The sequence below is a fragment of the Corallococcus exercitus genome, from assembly GCF_042231735.1.
Lineage (GTDB): Bacteria > Myxococcota > Myxococcia > Myxococcales > Myxococcaceae > Corallococcus > Corallococcus exercitus_B.
Genome location: NZ_CP102577.1, coordinates 6,803,775 through 6,818,650, shown reverse-complemented (window position 1 = coordinate 6,818,650; position 14,876 = coordinate 6,803,775). Strand labels below are relative to the sequence as shown.

The window sequence follows — 14,876 nt, the reverse complement described above, 5'->3', positions numbered from 1 at the left end:
GTGGGGGGCCGCCCTCCGGCCCCCGCCCCTGCCTTGCCATGACGCCTGAGTCCGCCACCATCGTTGCCCTCGCCACCGCGCCCGCCGCGGGGGCGGTGGGCATCCTCCGGCTGTCCGGGCCGGCCGCGCTGGAGGTGGGGCGTGGGCTCGCGCCCGGGGTTCCCGCGTCCCCGACTCCGCGCCATGCGTACCTGACGTCGTTCGTGGACGCGGCCGGGGCGGTGCTGGACGAGGGCCTGTTCCTCTACTTCCAGGCGCCCCGGTCCTTCACCGGCGAGGACGTGGTGGAGCTGCACGCGCATGGCAGCCCGCGCCTGTTGCGGCTGCTGCTCGCGCGGGTGCTGGAGGACGAGCGCGTGCGTCCGGCGCTTCCTGGTGAGTTCACCCGGCGCGCGTTCCTCCACGGCCGCATCGACCTGACCCGCGCGGAGGCGGTGGCGGACCTGGTGGCCGCGGACTCGGAGGCGGCCGTGCGCGCCGCCGCGGCCGGGCTGTCCGGCGCCCTGTCCGAGCGGATCCGCGCGCTGGAGACGCCGCTGCGTGAGCTTCACGCGGACCTGGAAGGGGTCCTCAACTTCCCCGACGAGGCGGAGGGCGCGGACGCGGAGGCCGGCTCACGGGTCGCCGCGCTGCGCTCCGTCGCGGAGGCGCTGCGCGCGGAGGTGGGACGTGGGCGGCTGGTGCGTCAGGGCGCGCGCGTGGCGCTGTACGGTCCGGTGAACGCGGGCAAGTCCACGCTGTTCAACCGGCTGGTGGGCGAGGCCCGCGCGCTGGTGGACGACGAGCCCGGCACCACCCGCGATGCCCTGGAGGCCCGCGTCGAGTGGGACGGCCTGGGCGTCACGCTCTACGACACCGCCGGCCTGCGCGAGGCCCCCGGCCGCGTGGAGGCCCTGGGCATCGCGCGCACGAAGGAGCTGCTCGCGGCCGTGGACCTGGCGGTGCTCGTGCTGCCGCCGGAGACGTCGCGGAACGAGGCCGCGTCATGGACGCGCGAGGCCGGTGACACGCCCGTGCTCGTCGTCACCGGCAAGTGCGACGTCCTGACCGGGGCGCTGAAGGAACACGGCTTCGAGAACGACAGCGTGAACGCGGCCCGCCCCGTGCCCCCGCCGCACGGCGATGCGGCGTCTGACGGGAGGACCGCGCCGCCCTCCCCTGCCCCGCCGCGCGTCAGCGGCCTCACGGGCGAAGGCGTGGACGCGCTCCGGACCTCCGTGCTCGCGCGGCTGTGGGGCGGTGGCACTCCCTCCGCGGTGGCCCTCGTCTCCGAGCGGCACGCGGACGCCCTGCGTCGCACCGCCGAGGCACTGGGCCGCGCGGAAGAGGCCTCCCGCGTGTCCACCCTGGAGGTCCTCTCCGGCGAGGTCGGACTCGCGCTGGAGGCCCTGGGGGAAGTGTCTGGAACGAGCGTGTCCGATGCCCTCCTGGACACCCTTTTCCAGCGTTTCTGCATCGGGAAGTAGTGCCCAGCGGGAGGCGGTCCGCATGTCAGACCCCTCCCTAGAATGCCTCGCGTTCACCGGCGCTCCCCGAGGATTCATGACGGCACTCCAGCAGCTTCAACCCACCTCCCACTCCCTGCTCTCGGCGCTGCCGTCGGGCTGGGTGGGGGAAATCCTCGATGGCGAGCTGGTGGCCTCGCCCCGCCTCTCCGTGGCGCCCGCACGCGCGGCCTTCATGATGGGCGTGGAGCTGGGAGAGCGGCTGGACCCGCGCCGCGGCGGCAACGGCCGCTGGTGCTTCCTGCGCGCGCCGGAGCTGCACCTGGGCGAGGACGTCCTCGTGCCCGACCTGGCCGGCTGGCGCCGTGAGCGCGTGGCCGCCCCGCCGGAGCCCGGCGCCGCCTTCTTCACCCTGGTGCCGGACTGGGTCTGCGAGGTCCTCACCCCCGCCACCACCGCGCTGGACCGGGCCCGCAAGCTGCCCCTGTACGCGCGGGCCGGCGTGTCCCATGTCTGGCTGGTGGACCCCGTGGCGCGCACGCTGGAGGTCTACCAGCGCCTCAAGCGCGGCTGGCTCCTCACCGCGAGCCACGAGGACGACGCCCTGGTGCGCGCCGAGCCCTTCCCTTCCGTCCCCCTGGAGCTGGGCTCGCTGTGGCTCCCGGACGCGGCGGAGGAGCTGCCCCGGCTCGTCGCTCTGCCCTGACCTCCGCCGGGGGAATCAGCTCGCGCGCTTGAGGCGCGCTTCCTCGGAGGCGCGCGACAGCCGCCGCACGGCGCGCAGCAGCAGATCCGGATCCACCGGCGCCGCCACGAAGCCCCGCGCATGCACCGCCTGCGCGCGCGGCAGGTCCCGCTCCGGCGCCTTGCCCGCCACCAGCACCTGCGCGCGCAGCCGCTGCGCCAGCACCTCCATCGCGGGCAGCGGCGCCACCACCACCTGCGTCTCGTTCGCGGTGCACACGTCGCCCGTGCTCGCCACCTTCACCGTGAAGCCCGCCCCGCCCAGCACCTGCACCAGGCCGGCCGCCGCGTCCGCGCCCCAGCCGTACACCAGCACCTGCTCGCGCACCGTCACGCGCGGTGCCGGGGCCGGCATCGGTGCCCACGCGGGCTCCAGGGGCGCCAGCATGGGCAAACCCGCGTCCCGCACGGGCTCCCGTACGGGCTCCGGTGCCGGCATGTCCGTCAGCTCCGCCAGGGACTGCCCCACCACCAGCGGCAGTGACTCGTCCCACTCCGGCAGGGAGAAGCCCTCCATCCCGGGACGGCGCTGCGGCGTCGCGGGCTCGCCCCGGTACAGCCGCCCGATGGCCCGCCCCAGCGCCGCGTCCGTGGCCAGCAGCGGCACCACCCGCGCCTTGCCGGACACGCTCTTCACCACGTCCAGCGTCGCCAGGCTCGCCGGCGCGGCCAGGGCCACCACCAGCACCTCCCGGAGCCCCTGCCCTTCCAGCCGCAGCGGCACCACCCGGTGCGCCTCCGCCACCTTGCACGGAATCAGCCTCGCGAGCGACGGGTCCAGCGGCTGGGCGTCCAGGTCCACCGCCTCCACGCCGGACTGGGCCGCCAGGGCGGACAGCACCGCCTCCGCGGTGCAGAAGCGCTGGTCCACCACCACCTGCCCCAGCGCCACGCCCCACTTGCGCTGGTACGCCAGCGCGGACTGCAACTGCAACGCATCCACCACACCCCGCGCGAGCAGGATGTCCCCCAGACGCTTCTTCATCGCACGCTCTCCTCCGGCCCCCCTCCGTGCTTCGGCCGGGACGACCTGCCCATCACGCCCTCCCCTCTATGCCAGGAGGGTGCAAAATTACAGCGAAACCAAAGAGGAAGAGGTGCAGGTAGGTGCCGGTTGCCTGCTCGGACCCAGAAGGCGCCGTTCGGCCACGTCTTCCCGAGGTTTCACCGTTCTTCAACGAACCCCGCCCCAAACCTTGAGGGGGGGACGACAAAGCGGACGTTCACCGGAAGACCCGAGGGTGGCCGGATGTCGGAGACGTTCCTAGCCTGTAAGCATGGCTGATGCGTGCCTGAGAGAGTTCGTGCGGATGCTCCGCGCGCGCCGCGCTGCCCCCGGGGGGCTCGCGGGGGTGGGCGCGGAGATGGCGGGGCTCCAGCTGGAGCCGTCCAGCCTGCGGCCCTACCTGCACTTCCTGCCGGGCCGCTACACGCGCAACCTCGTCCACCGGGACGAAGGCATGGAGATCATCGTCAACTGCTGGTCGCCGGGCACGGCCTCTCCCATCCACGACCATGACGGGCAGGAGTGCTGGTTCAGCATCCAGCGCGGCGAGTTCCTCCTGGAGAACTACCCGCTGCTGGAGGGCGGGACGGAGCCTGGCCTGGCGCGGCTGGGAGCCCCGACGCGGGTGGGCCCGGTGGGCGCCGGGCACGTGGACTTCCGCGATCCGCGCGCCTCCATCCACCGCGTGAGCATCGCCGGCAACGTCCCGGGCATCACGCTGCACGTCTACGCCGGCCCGGTGGCCCAGTGCCTCGTGTTCGATCCGCGCCGTCACCGCTGCGCGTCGCACTCGCTGCGCTACCACAGCATCTTCGGCAGGCCGGTGCGGCCCACGGAAGGCCGCACTCCCCTGCCCCTGCACGTCTGACGTGGGCTACCAGCGCACTTCCGGCACGGGCGCGTACAGCATGCGCCCCTCCGCGCCCTGCCCCGTGAGGCCCAGCTTCGCGCCCACGCGGTACACGGCCCGCACCTGCTCCAGCATCTGGGACGACAGGACCGCCTGGCTCCCGGCGGCCTCGTCATCGCTGTTGTCCGCGTCGTGCTTGCCCAGCAGCTCCGACAGCACCTGCCCGGTGGGCCGGGGGCGCGGGAAGACGACGATGCGGACCGGCGCGTCCTTCTCCAGCTTCGCGGCCTCCTTCGCCAGCTCCAGCGCCTTCGGGTAGCCACCGAGCGCGTCCACCAGCCCGCGCTCCAGCGCGTCCTCGCCCGTCCACACGCGCCCCTTGGCGACCGACTGGAGCTTCTCCAGCGGCATGTTCCGGGCCTGGGCGGCGCGGCTGGTGAAGTCCAGGTAGATGGTGTCCAGCTCGGACTCCAGCTGCGCGCGCTGCTCGGGGGTGAACTCCTGGTCGGAGCTGGCGAAGGTGGCGTTCTTCCCGAAGGCGATGGTGTCGAAGTTCACGCCCAATTTCGCCCACAGCTCCGACGTGACGAACTTGCCGTTGTACACGCCGATGCTCCCCGTCAGCGTGCCCGGCTGCGCGACGATTTTATCCCCGGCCATGGCCACGAAGTAGCCGCCGCTGGCCGCGTACGTGCCCATGGTGACGATGACGGGCTTGCCCGCCTCGCGCGCGCGCTGCACCTCGCGGCGGACGGTGTCGCTGGCGGAGTAGCTGCCGCCCGGGCTGTCCACGCGGAAGAGGATGGCCTTCACGGACGGGTCCTCCACCGCCTTGCGGAAGGCCGCGGCCACGGTGTCGCCGCCCATCACCTGTCCGCCGGAGAGCGGGTTGGACTGGCTCTTGCCGCGCAGCACCTCGCCCACGCCGTAGATGAGCGCGATGGTGGGGCCCGTCTGGTTCGGCCGGCCCGCGCGCTCCAGGTACTTGTCCACGTAGAGCAGCTGCGCGCCCTCGCCGGCCTCCTTCTTGAGCTCGTCGTGGATCTCATCGCGGTAGCGCAGCCCGTCCACCAGCTTCGCGTCCACGGCCGCCTGGCCCATGAAGGGCGCGCGGTCGATGAGGGCGCGCACCTCGTCCTCGGACAGCTTGCGGCCCTCCGCCACGCCCTTCACCACCTGGCTGAAGAGGCTGCGGCCATAGGCCTCCGTGGCCTCGCGCTGGGGGGCGCCGTAGGACTCGTCGGTGAAGGTGTTGACGGCGTTCTTGTACTCGGCGCGCTTGCTGAACTCCGGCTTCACGCCGAACTTCGCGAAGGCGTCGCGCGCGAAGGGCGTCTCCATCACCAGGCCGGTGAGCCCCACGTCACCGGAGGGCTGGATGTAGACGGCGTCGAAGGCGGTCGCCAGGTAGTAGGCGCCGGTGCCGTTGCCCGCTTCGCCGAAGCCGTCCGCGTACGCCACCGCCCGCTTGCCCGCCGCGCGGAAGGCCTTCACCGCGTCCCGCAGCTCCTGCACCTGCGCGGCGCTGCCGGGCTGTCCAATCCGCACCACCAGCGACTTCACCCGGGGGTCCGTGCGTCCCTTCTCCAGCCCCTCCACCACGTCCCGCAGCGACGTGGGCTCCTCGCCGAAGGCGCCCGCCAGGGACGTGTCCAGCGTGTACTCCGGCAGCGGCTGCTGCAGGTCCAGCTCCAGCACCAGGTTGGACGGCACGCCAGGCTTGCTCGACGCCGCGAGCATCAACAACCCCACCACACCCACCACGAAGAGGATGGACAGCGCTCCGATGAAGGCCAGCGCGCCAATGAAGAAGCGTTTCATCCGGAACGACTCCTGATGTGACGTGCCCGAGGGACGGTCCCCGACCTTCAGGCGGCCTACCATCAACGCGCGCGCCCGACGACGCTTGCGTGCGATTCAGTGACGGGCGGCGGACGGGGAGCCAGGGCCCGCCCGTCCCGGTGGCCTGGGGGCGGGCCGGCACCCGGGCCAGCGCGAGCGCCGCCGCGGTGCACACCGTCCTTCCAGGAACAGGGGCGCCCGAGCGCGGGCCCGCGAACAGCAGGCGGGCGCCCGCGCCCTTCTTCTTCCGGCCCCCGGGAGGCATGGGATGCAGAAGCGACGGTTGGGCAATTCCGACATGGACCTCACCGCGCTGGGGTTCGGCGCGTGGGCCATTGGCGGGGGCGGCTGGGCGTTCGCCTGGGGCGCGCAGGAGGATGCGCAGTCCATCGAGGCCATCCACCGCGCGCTGGATTCAGGCATCAACTGGATCGACACGGCGGCGGTGTATGGGTTGGGGCACTCCGAGGAGGTCGTGGCCCAGGCGCTGAAGGGCCGGGGCCAGCGTCCGTATGTCTTCACCAAGTGCGGCATGGTCTGGGATGACGAGGGCCATGTCAGCCGCAGGCTCACGGCGGACTCGGTGCGCGAGGAGTGCGAGGCGTCCCTGCGCCGGCTGAAGGTGGATGCCATTGATTTGTATCAGGTGCACTGGCCGGTGGAGTCCGGAGCGGAGATCGAGGAGGGGTGGACGGCGCTGGCGGAGCTGCAACGGCAGGGCAAGGTGCGCTGGCTGGGGGTGTCCAACTTCAATGTCTCGCAGCTGGAGCGGGTGCGGCGCATCGCGCCGGTGACGTCGTTGCAGCCGCAGTACTCGCTCATCCACCGGGGCATTGAGGACGACGTGCTGCCCTACTGCCAGACGCAGGGAATCGGGGTGATTGTGTATTCACCCATGGCCTCCGGCCTGCTGACCGGAGCGATGACACGCGAGCGCATCCAGGCGATGCCGGAGGACGACTGGCGCCGCCGCAGCGCGGACTTCCAGGAGCCGAAGCTGTCGCATCACCTGATGCTGGTGGAGCGTCTGCGCGAGGTGGCGGCGCGGCACGGGCGCTCCCCCGCGGAGGCGGCCATTGCCTGGACGCTGCGAGAGCCGTCCGTCACCGCCGCCATCGTCGGGGCGCGCAGCGCGAAGCAGGTGGATGGCTTCATCCAGGCGGGGGACTTCCGGCTGACGTCCGAGGAGGTCCGCGAGGTGGAGGAGGCGCTGGGGTCCGGCTCCGCGATGGCGCCGGGGGGCATCTACGCCTGAGCGCGAGAGTGCATGGAGGGCTCAGTTCTCCCCGGGGTCGTCCATGCGCTCTTCCAGGACGTCGATGCGTTTGCGGTCAGAAGTCTGCGCATCCGCGAGGTGATGCACCATGCGGCCCATCTGGCCGAACATCCACGTCTGCGCGGTTTTGATCCCGTACACTTCTTGCGTCAGGGTCGAGACGTGCGTGGTGAGTTCACCGAGGTTGTCACGGAACTCATTCAGCTCTTCATCGAAGGCACGGACCTGTTGCGCGAAGGCGCTGACCTGTTCCGAGAAGCCATGCACCCGATCCGACATGCGTTGGGCCTTCCGGAAGAGGACCCGGCACTTCATGTGGACCGTCCTCAGCGCCCGCTCCGTCCGCGCGAACTGCTCCTTCGACTCCTCCTGCAGCTCGCGGAACTCCTGCAGCATCCGCACCATCACATCCCCGCCCGTCGCCGTCGCCAATCCGTCCCTCCTGATGATGGGCTGCACCCCTACCACCCTGTCCTGACATGGCATTCCACTCGACCTCCGGTTCGGATCCGCGCCAGGATAGCTAACAACCCGTGAGGTTGGAAGCGCGGGACAGGACCTGCCACGGTCCACCCGGCCCTCCTCCGTGGACGCCTGCCCGGAGGGCTGGGGAATCTCGGGATGGGAGGACCCGGTGGCGCGGTTAGAAGTCCCGTGCCCACTCCTTCGCACCCGAGGACCGCATGACGCGTCGTACCCCGCTCGCCCTGCTGGGCGCCCTGCTCCTGGCGTCCCCGCCCGTGTGGGCCCTGGCCCCGGCTCCCCTTCCGAAGCCCGCTGCCTCCTCAACCGCGCGCGCTTCCGCGAAGCCTGCCTCCCTGACCCCCGTCGCGAGCGTGGAGGGCATCACCGAGTACCGCCTGCCCAATGGCCTGCGCGTCCTGCTCTTCCCGGACCCCACCAAGGCCACCGTCACCGTCAACGTCACCTACCTCGTGGGCAGCAAGCACGAAGGCTACGGCGAGACGGGCATGGCGCACCTGCTCGAACACCTGATGTTCAAGGGCACGCCCACCACCCCCAACGTGCCCCAGGCCCTCACCGAGCGCGGCGCGCGTCCCAACGGCACCACCTGGCTGGACCGCACGAACTACTACGAGACCCTGCCCGCGTCGGACGACAACCTGTCCTGGGCGCTCGCCTTCGAGGCGGACCGCATGGTCCACAGCTTCATCGCGCAGAAGGACCTCGACAGCGAGATGACCGTCGTGCGCAACGAGTTCGAGTCCGGCGAGAACGACCCGCGCGGCATCCTCTTCAAGCGCACCATGAGCGCCGCGTACCTCTGGCACAACTACGGCAAGGCCACCATCGGCGCGAAGGCGGACCTGGAGCACGTCCCCATCGACCGGCTCCAGGCCTTCTACCGGCGCTACTACCGCCCCGACAACGCGACGCTCGTCATCGCCGGCCGCTTCCAGCCGGAGAAGGCCCTGGCGCTCGTGCAGTCCACCTTCGGCAAGCTCCAGAAGCCCAGGGAGCCCGTGCCCCTCACGTACACCCAGGAGCCCACCCAGGACGGCGAGCGTGAAGTGACGCTGCGCCGCGTGGGCGACAATCAATTGCTCTCCAGCGTCTACCACGTGCCGGAAGGGGCCCACCCCGACTTCGCCGCCCTCGACGTGCTCACCGAGGTCATGGGCGACGTGCCGTCGGGCCGCCTCTACAAGGCGCTCGTGGAGACGAAGAAGGCCGCGCGTGCCGGCGCGTTCAACTTCCAGCTGCGCGACCCGGGCGTCATCAGCTTCAGCGCGGAGGCCCGCCAGGACCAGCCCCTGGCCCCCGTGCGCGAGGGGCTGCTCAAGACCGTGGAGGAGGCCTCCAAGACGCCCTTCACCGACGAGGAGGTGAACCGCGCGAAGACCAGCCTCGCGAAGCAGACGGAGCTCTTGCTCAACAACTCCGAGCGCGCCGCCATCCTCCTGTCCGAGTGGGCCGCCGTGGGCGACTGGCGCCTGCTCTTCCTGCACCGCGACCGCGTCGAGTCCGTCACGCCCGCGGACGTCACCCGCGTGGCCGCCACGTACCTCAAGGCCTCCAACCGCACCCTGGGCACCTTCCTGCCCACGCCCAAGCCGGACCGCTCGGAGCTGCCGCCCCCGGTGGACGTGGCGAAGATGGTGGACGGCTACCAGGGCAAGGCGCCCGTGGCCCAGGGCGAGGCCTTCGACCCCTCCCCCGCCAACATCGAGTCGCGCGTGCAGCGCGGGGAGCTGGCCTCCGGCGTGAAGTACGCGCTGCTGCCCAAGAAGACGCGCGGGGAGATGGTCAACCTCACGCTGGACCTGCACTGGGGCACCGCGGAGGCCGTGAACGGCAAGCTGCCCGCCGCCTCCTACGCCGGCAGCATGCTGATGCGCGGCACGAAGAAGCACACCCGCCAGCAGCTCTACGACGCGTTCGACAAGCTCAAGGCCCGCGTGGGCGTGGACGGCGGGGCGCTGGGCGCCAGCGTCTCCATCGAGTGCCCGCGCGCGAGCCTCCCGGAGGTCCTCAAGCTCGTCTCCGAGGTGCTGCGCGAGCCCGCCTTCGACGCGAAGGAGTTCGCGCTCCTCAAGCAGGAGCGGCTGGCGTCGCTGGAGTCGCAGCGCAGCGAGCCGCAGCCCCAGGGCTCCATCGCGTTCTGGCGCGTGCTGAGCGCGCACTACCCCAAGGGCCACCCGCTCTACGTGCCCACCCTGGACGAGCGCCTGGCCGACGCGAAGGCCGTCACGCTGGAGCAGGCGCGCGACTTCCACCGCCAGTTCTACGGCGCCTCGCGCGGGGAGCTCGCGGTGGTGGGGGACTTCGACGCGAAGGAGATCACCTCGCTCACGGGCACCCTGCTCGACGGCTGGAAGAGCCCGGCCCCGTACGCGCGCGTGGCCCGGACGTACCAGCCCGTGGCCCCGAAGTCCGTCACGCTGGAGACACCGGACAAGGCCAACGCGTACTTCCTCGCGGGACAGCTGATCCAAATTCGCGACGACGACGCGGACTGGCCCGGCATGATGATGGGCAACTTCCTGCTGGGCGGCGGCTTCCTCAACTCGCGGCTGGCCACGCGCGTGCGCCAGCAGGACGGCCTGTCCTATGGCGTGGGCAGCAGCCTTTCCGCCGAGGAGCTGGACACCGTGGGCTGGTTCCTCACCTACGCCATCCACGCGCCGCAGAACGCGCAGAAGCTGGAGGCCGCCATGCGTGAGGAAGTGACTCGCGCGGTGCAGAAGGGCTTCACGCCGCAGGAGCTGGACAAGGCGCGCGCGGGCCTCCTGGAGTACCGCCAGTCCGCTCGCGCGCAGGACGGCAACCTGGCGCGGCAGCTGTCCAACGGCCTGTACTTCGGGCGCACGCTCGCGTTCGACGCGGCCGTGGAGGCGAAGCTCCAGAAGCTGACCGCCGAGGACGTGCGCAAGGCCCTGTCCAGGCACCTGGACTTCAGCAAGGCCACCGTCGTGCGCGCGGGTGACTTCGCGGGCGCGTCCAAGCAGCAGGCCCCGGTTCCGGCTCCGGCGGCGGCCCACTAGAGTCCGCGGCGCATGCCAGTGCGACTGGTGGAAGGCGACCTGCTGGACCAGCCGGTGGACGCCATCGTCAATGCGTGGAACCGGAACATCATCCCCTGGTGGCTGCTGTTGCCCCAGGGGGTGTCCGGGGCCATCAAGCGCCGGGGCGGCACGGCCCCGTTCCGGGAGCTGGCGCGCGCGGGGCCCATGCCCCTGGGCTCGGCGGTGGTGACCGGCGCGGGGCGCCTTCCGTTCAAGGGCATCATCCACGTCGCGGGCATCAACCTGCTCTGGCGTGCGTCCGCGCGGTCCATCCAGGACTCGGTGCGGCACGCGCTGGAGCGCGCGGAGGAGCACGCTTTTCGCTCCGTGGCGTTCCCCATCATCGGCGCGGGCTCCGGGAGCTTCAACGAGGACCGCGCGCTGGAGCTGATGCGCGAGGCCCTGGGGGACGCCCCCGCTTTCGACGTGCGCGTGGTGCGCTTCCGCCGTTAGACGGAGCGCACCTCTTCACACGCGAAGCGAGGGTGACATGATCGACCTGTACACGTGGGGCACGCCGAACGGCTTCAAGGTGTCCGTGGCGCTGGAGGAGCTGGCGCTGCCGTACACCGTGCATCCGCTGGACATCTCCACCGGCGTGCAGAAGCAGCCCGCGTTCCTGGCCATCAACCCCAACGGCCGCATCCCCGCCATCGTGGACCGCGCGGAGGGGGACTTCGCCGTCTTCGAGTCCGGCGCCATCCTCCTCTACCTGGCGGAGAAGACGGGCCGGCTGATGCCCACGGACGCGAAGGGCCGCTCGCGCGTCATCCAGTGGCTGATGTTCCAGATGGCCGGCGTGGGCCCCATGCAGGGGCAGGCCAACGTCTTCTTCCGCTACTTCCCGGAGAAGCTCCAGCCCGCCATCGACCGGTACCAGAACGAGACGCGCCGCCTCTACACCGTGCTGGAGAGCCGGCTGAAGGACCACGAGTACCTGGCCGGGGACTACAGCATCGCGGACATCGCGAACTGGGCGTGGGTGCGCTCGCACGACTGGGCCGGCGTGTCCCTGGACGGCCTGCCCGGGGTGCAGCGGTGGCTGGCCGCCATCGAGAATCGTCCTGCCTCGCAGCGCGGACTGGACGTGCCCACGCCGCGCAAGCAGGAGGACGCGCGGACCGCCGCGCAGCGCATCGAGAGCGCTCGCGGCCTCATCCAGCGCTGAAGCACCCTCCCCTCCCCTGCCCCCTCGCATGGACCCGGACATCCGCGCCGGACGTGCACATGATGGGGCCGTTCGAGGCTCCCGGGCCGGCCGGTATGGCCCCTTCCGGGCGCCCGGGGAGTGGAAGACATGGAAGCGGTGCGGAGCCTGGGCCGGTGGGCCGGACTGTGTCTGGCATTGGGACTGTGGGGCGCGTGCACGCCGAGCGGTGGCGGCGCCGTGCGCGCGTCGCGGGACAACGTGGCGCCGGATGGCTGCGCGCCGGCCACGTGCTCGCAGGCGATGGTGGCCTGTGGCCGGACGCCGGATGGCTGTGGCGGCTTCATCGACTGCGGCGACTGTCAGGCCGGCACGTGCAAGGACGGCCGCTGCGTGGCGCCGCCCGTGCCCGTCGAGCCGAAGAAGGACGCCTCGGGTCCGTTGAGCACCTGCACTCCCGGGTGCAAACCCAACGAGTCCTGCGTGGACGACCGCTGCGTCTGTCAGCGCGCGACGTGCTCCTCGCTGGGGCTGAAGTGCGGCACCGCGGACGACGGCTGCGGCGGTGAGGTGCAGTGCGGTGCGTGCGTCCCCTCGTGCGGGCCGGAGGAGATGGACTGCTGCGGCACGTGCATCCCGAAGTCCGAGGGGCGCTGCCCGGACAACGTGCACTGCCCCACGGCGAAGCCCCTCCAGACCCGCTGACGCCGCGCGGTTCCGGGCCCCGGTGAAAGGGCCCGGAACCCGGAATGTCAGACCCCCCCGCTATACCCTTCCCCGTCGCGCACACGGGAGGTCCGCCGGCCTCGCTGGTTCGAGTCCGAAATCCCATGCGCCCTCACCGCACGGGCAGGTCTGGCTCCCGTGTGTGCGACGCCATGTGAAGGCACGAGGGCCGGGGGACTCGTGCGGGCAGGTCCCATGGATGCCATCGCCGTCGAGGGCCAGAGACGCCACCGGTGTGTCCGGCGCGCCTTTGACGGATCCACGATGACTGGTGCGCGCGAGGCGGGCGGCGTTGTTACCCCTCCCACCGTCCGCCTCGCGTGCTCCCGAACTCCCGGGCATGTCTGTGATTGGGCCATGGCCCAGGCAGGGGAGGAGCCAGCCGGGTGGACAGCGTCCCCCTGCCCCGGCTTGCCACGGACACGTCCGGGCGTGATACCCCCCGGGACGCGATGGAACTCCGATACGACATCGTCGTGGTGGGGCTGGGCCACGCGGGCTGCGAGGCGGCGCTCGCGTGCGCGCGCATGGGCCTGTCCACCCTGGGCGTGACGCTCAAGCGCGAGCGCGCCGCCGTGATGAGCTGCAACCCCGCCGTGGGGGGCACCGCCAAGGGCCACCTGGTGCGCGAACTGGACGCGCTCGGTGGCCAGATGGGGCGCGCGGCGGACCTCGCGGGCACGCACGTCAAGACGCTCAATCCCTCCAAGGGCCCCGCCGTGCAGGCCACCCGCGTCCTCTGCGACCGCGACGCCTACGCCGCCGGCATGCAGGCCGTCCTCTTCACGCAAGCCAACCTCACCGTGCGCGAGGGCGAAGTGGCCGCCGTCGTCGCGGAAGAGGGGAGGGTGAAGGGAGTCGTGCTGGGGGACGGCACGCAGGTGGTGGCCCGCGCGGTGCTCCTCACCACCGGCACCTTCCTGCGCGCGCTCATGCACGTGGGCGAGCAGAAGGAGGTCGGCGGCCGCCTGGGAGACGAAGCCGCGCGCGGCCTGTCGGAGTCGCTGCACGCGCTGGGCTTCACGCTGGGCCGCTTCAAGACGGGCACGCCCGCGCGCCTGTCCCGGGACAGCATCGACTGGGACGCCGTCACGCCGCAGCCGGGGGACACCAGTGTGCGGCCGTTCTCCTGGCGCACGCGGATGGAAGAGGGCCTGCCGTTCCCGCGGCAGCCCGCCGTGATGTGTGGCCTCACCGCGACGACGGAGGCGACGCACCGGCTGTTGCGAGACAACCTGCACCGCTCCCCGCTGTTCCAGGGGGACATCGTGGGGCGGGGGCCCCGGTACTGCCCGTCGCTGGAGGACAAGGTGGTGCGCTTCGCCGCGCGCGAACGGCACCAGGTGTTCCTCGAACCCGAGGGCCCCACGTCGCCGCTCGTGTATCCGGCGGGCCTGTCCACCAGCATGCCCGCGGACGTGCAGCTGGACTTCCTGCGCACCATCCCCGGCCTGTCCCGCGTGGAGGTGGTCCGCTACGGCTACGCGGTGGAGTACGACTACGCGCCGCCCACGCAGCTGCACCCCACGCTGGAGACGAAGGCCGTCGCGGGCCTGTACTTCGCGGGCCAGCTCAACGGCACCTCCGGCTACGAGGAGGCCGCCTTCCAGGGCCTGTGGGCCGGCATCCAGGCGGCGCTCCAGGTGAAGGGTGAGCCGCCGCTCGTCGTGGGGCGGGACGAAGCGCACGGCGCGGTGCTCGTGGACGACCTGGTCACCAAGGGCGTGGACGAACCGTTCCGCATGTTCACCAGCCGCTCCGAGCACCGGCTCCGCTTGCGCGAGGGCAACGCGGACCTGCGGCTCGCGCGTCACGGCCACCGCGTGGGGCTCCTGCCGAAGGAGGCCCTGGAGCGCGCCGAGGCGCGGGCCCACGCGGTGACGGCGGAGGTGGCGCGGCTCAAGCGCACCGGCCTGGCGATGCGGCTCAAGCGCCCGGAGGTGACGTACGCGCAGCTCTCCGAAGGGCGCGAGGACTTCCCGCCCCTCACCTCCGACGTCGCGGAGGAGGTGGAGGTGGAGGTGAAGTACGAGGGCTATATCGCCCAGGCCGCCCGGGCGGCGGCGCGCGAGGCCGAGGCCTCCGACCGCTGGCGCATCCCGGACGCGTTTCGCTTCACGGACGTGCGCGGGCTGAGTACGGAGGCGGTGGAGAAGTTGTCCGCGCACCGGCCCGGGACGGTGGGGCAGGCGCGGCGGATTCCGGGGCTGACGCCGGCCGCGGTGTCGCTGCTCCTGGTCGCGCTCAAGCGCGGGCAGGCGCCGTCAAGTGATCAGGAACAGGGCTGTGGATAACGTGTGGACAATTCTGGGG

12 protein-coding genes are annotated in these 14,876 nt (G+C 71.8%); 9 read left to right on the top strand and 3 right to left on the bottom strand.

The genetic code is table 11. The features are described 5' to 3' along the window. The first annotated feature begins 38 nt into the window (after positions 1-38). Complete coding sequence (locus NR792_RS27240) at positions 39-1,466, top strand: tRNA modification GTPase (protein ID WP_375755617.1); 1,428 nt, start codon at positions 39-41, stop codon at positions 1,464-1,466. A gap of 76 nt (positions 1,467-1,542) precedes the next feature. Next, the gene (locus NR792_RS27235) at positions 1,543-2,151 is read left to right on the top strand and encodes a Uma2 family endonuclease (protein WP_375755616.1); all 609 of its coding nucleotides are present in this window, start codon (positions 1,543-1,545) and stop codon (positions 2,149-2,151) included. A gap of 15 nt (positions 2,152-2,166) precedes the next feature. Here NR792_RS27235 and NR792_RS27230 read toward each other — a convergent pair whose 3' ends face one another. After that, positions 2,167-3,174: a hypothetical protein gene (locus NR792_RS27230; RefSeq protein ID WP_375755615.1), complete on the bottom strand. Its 1,008-nt coding sequence runs from the start codon at positions 3,172-3,174 to the stop codon at positions 2,167-2,169. 325 nt (positions 3,175-3,499) lie between these two features. On the opposite strand from NR792_RS27230, the gene NR792_RS27225 reads away from it, so the two are divergent. Continuing rightward, on the top strand, positions 3,500-4,063 hold the full coding sequence (locus tag NR792_RS27225) for a cysteine dioxygenase family protein (RefSeq protein ID WP_375755614.1): 564 nt from the start codon (positions 3,500-3,502) through the stop codon (positions 4,061-4,063). Positions 4,064-4,069: 6 nt separating this feature from the next. Here the strand turns inward: NR792_RS27225 and sppA are convergent, their stop codons facing one another. Then, positions 4,070-5,866 (bottom strand): signal peptide peptidase SppA, encoded by a 1,797-nt coding sequence (sppA, locus tag NR792_RS27220; RefSeq protein WP_375755613.1) that lies wholly within the window; start codon positions 5,864-5,866, stop codon positions 4,070-4,072. A gap of 289 nt (positions 5,867-6,155) precedes the next feature. Between sppA and NR792_RS27215 the strand changes: the two genes are divergently transcribed. After that, positions 6,156-7,142 carry an aldo/keto reductase gene (locus tag NR792_RS27215; protein ID WP_375755612.1) on the top strand — a complete coding sequence of 329 codons (987 nt, stop codon included), beginning with the start codon at positions 6,156-6,158 and terminating at the stop codon, positions 7,140-7,142. A 21-nt stretch (positions 7,143-7,163) separates the two neighbouring features. Here the strand turns inward: NR792_RS27215 and NR792_RS27210 are convergent, their stop codons facing one another. After that, positions 7,164-7,595, bottom strand: a complete 432-nt coding sequence (locus NR792_RS27210) for a hypothetical protein (RefSeq protein ID WP_375755611.1) — start codon at positions 7,593-7,595, stop codon at positions 7,164-7,166. A 251-nt stretch (positions 7,596-7,846) separates the two neighbouring features. Here NR792_RS27210 and NR792_RS27205 point away from each other — a divergent pair, with 251 nt between their 5' ends. The 5 genes from NR792_RS27205 to mnmG all read left to right on the top strand — a co-directional run bounded on the left by NR792_RS27205 (position 7,847) and on the right by mnmG (position 14,857). After that, the gene (locus NR792_RS27205; protein ID WP_375755610.1) at positions 7,847-10,669 is read left to right on the top strand and encodes a M16 family metallopeptidase; all 2,823 of its coding nucleotides are present in this window, start codon (positions 7,847-7,849) and stop codon (positions 10,667-10,669) included. A gap of 12 nt (positions 10,670-10,681) precedes the next feature. Then, positions 10,682-11,143, top strand: a complete 462-nt coding sequence (locus NR792_RS27200) for a macro domain-containing protein (RefSeq protein ID WP_375755609.1) — start codon at positions 10,682-10,684, stop codon at positions 11,141-11,143. 37 nt (positions 11,144-11,180) lie between these two features. Next, the gene (locus tag NR792_RS27195) at positions 11,181-11,858 is read left to right on the top strand and encodes a glutathione S-transferase family protein (RefSeq protein ID WP_375755608.1); all 678 of its coding nucleotides are present in this window, start codon (positions 11,181-11,183) and stop codon (positions 11,856-11,858) included. A gap of 129 nt (positions 11,859-11,987) precedes the next feature. After that, on the top strand, positions 11,988-12,542 hold the full coding sequence (locus NR792_RS27190) for a hypothetical protein (RefSeq protein ID WP_375755607.1): 555 nt from the start codon (positions 11,988-11,990) through the stop codon (positions 12,540-12,542). A gap of 473 nt (positions 12,543-13,015) precedes the next feature. Next, positions 13,016-14,857, top strand: coding sequence for a tRNA uridine-5-carboxymethylaminomethyl(34) synthesis enzyme MnmG (gene mnmG / locus NR792_RS27185; RefSeq protein WP_375755606.1), 1,842 nt, complete (start codon positions 13,016-13,018; stop codon positions 14,855-14,857). The last annotated feature ends 19 nt before the right edge of the window (positions 14,858-14,876 follow it).

Bases quoted from the DNA above. Each gene is read 5' to 3' on its own strand.
- NR792_RS27240 (WP_375755617.1), top strand. From the start codon at position 39: ATGACGCCTGAGTCCGCCACCATCGTTGCCCTCGCCACCGCGCCCGCC.
- NR792_RS27235 (WP_375755616.1), top strand. From the start codon at position 1,543: ATGACGGCACTCCAGCAGCTTCAACCCACCTCCCACTCCCTGCTCTCG.
- NR792_RS27230 (WP_375755615.1), bottom strand. From the start codon at position 3,174: ATGAAGAAGCGTCTGGGGGACATCCTGCTCGCGCGGGGTGTGGTGGAT.
- NR792_RS27225 (WP_375755614.1), top strand. From the start codon at position 3,500: ATGCTCCGCGCGCGCCGCGCTGCCCCCGGGGGGCTCGCGGGGGTGGGC.
- sppA (WP_375755613.1), bottom strand. From the start codon at position 5,866: ATGAAACGCTTCTTCATTGGCGCGCTGGCCTTCATCGGAGCGCTGTCC.
- NR792_RS27215 (WP_375755612.1), top strand. From the start codon at position 6,156: ATGCAGAAGCGACGGTTGGGCAATTCCGACATGGACCTCACCGCGCTG.
- NR792_RS27205 (WP_375755610.1), top strand. From the start codon at position 7,847: ATGACGCGTCGTACCCCGCTCGCCCTGCTGGGCGCCCTGCTCCTGGCG.
- NR792_RS27200 (WP_375755609.1), top strand. From the start codon at position 10,682: ATGCCAGTGCGACTGGTGGAAGGCGACCTGCTGGACCAGCCGGTGGAC.
- NR792_RS27195 (WP_375755608.1), top strand. From the start codon at position 11,181: ATGATCGACCTGTACACGTGGGGCACGCCGAACGGCTTCAAGGTGTCC.
- NR792_RS27190 (WP_375755607.1), top strand. From the start codon at position 11,988: ATGGAAGCGGTGCGGAGCCTGGGCCGGTGGGCCGGACTGTGTCTGGCA.
- mnmG (WP_375755606.1), top strand. From the start codon at position 13,016: ATGGAACTCCGATACGACATCGTCGTGGTGGGGCTGGGCCACGCGGGC.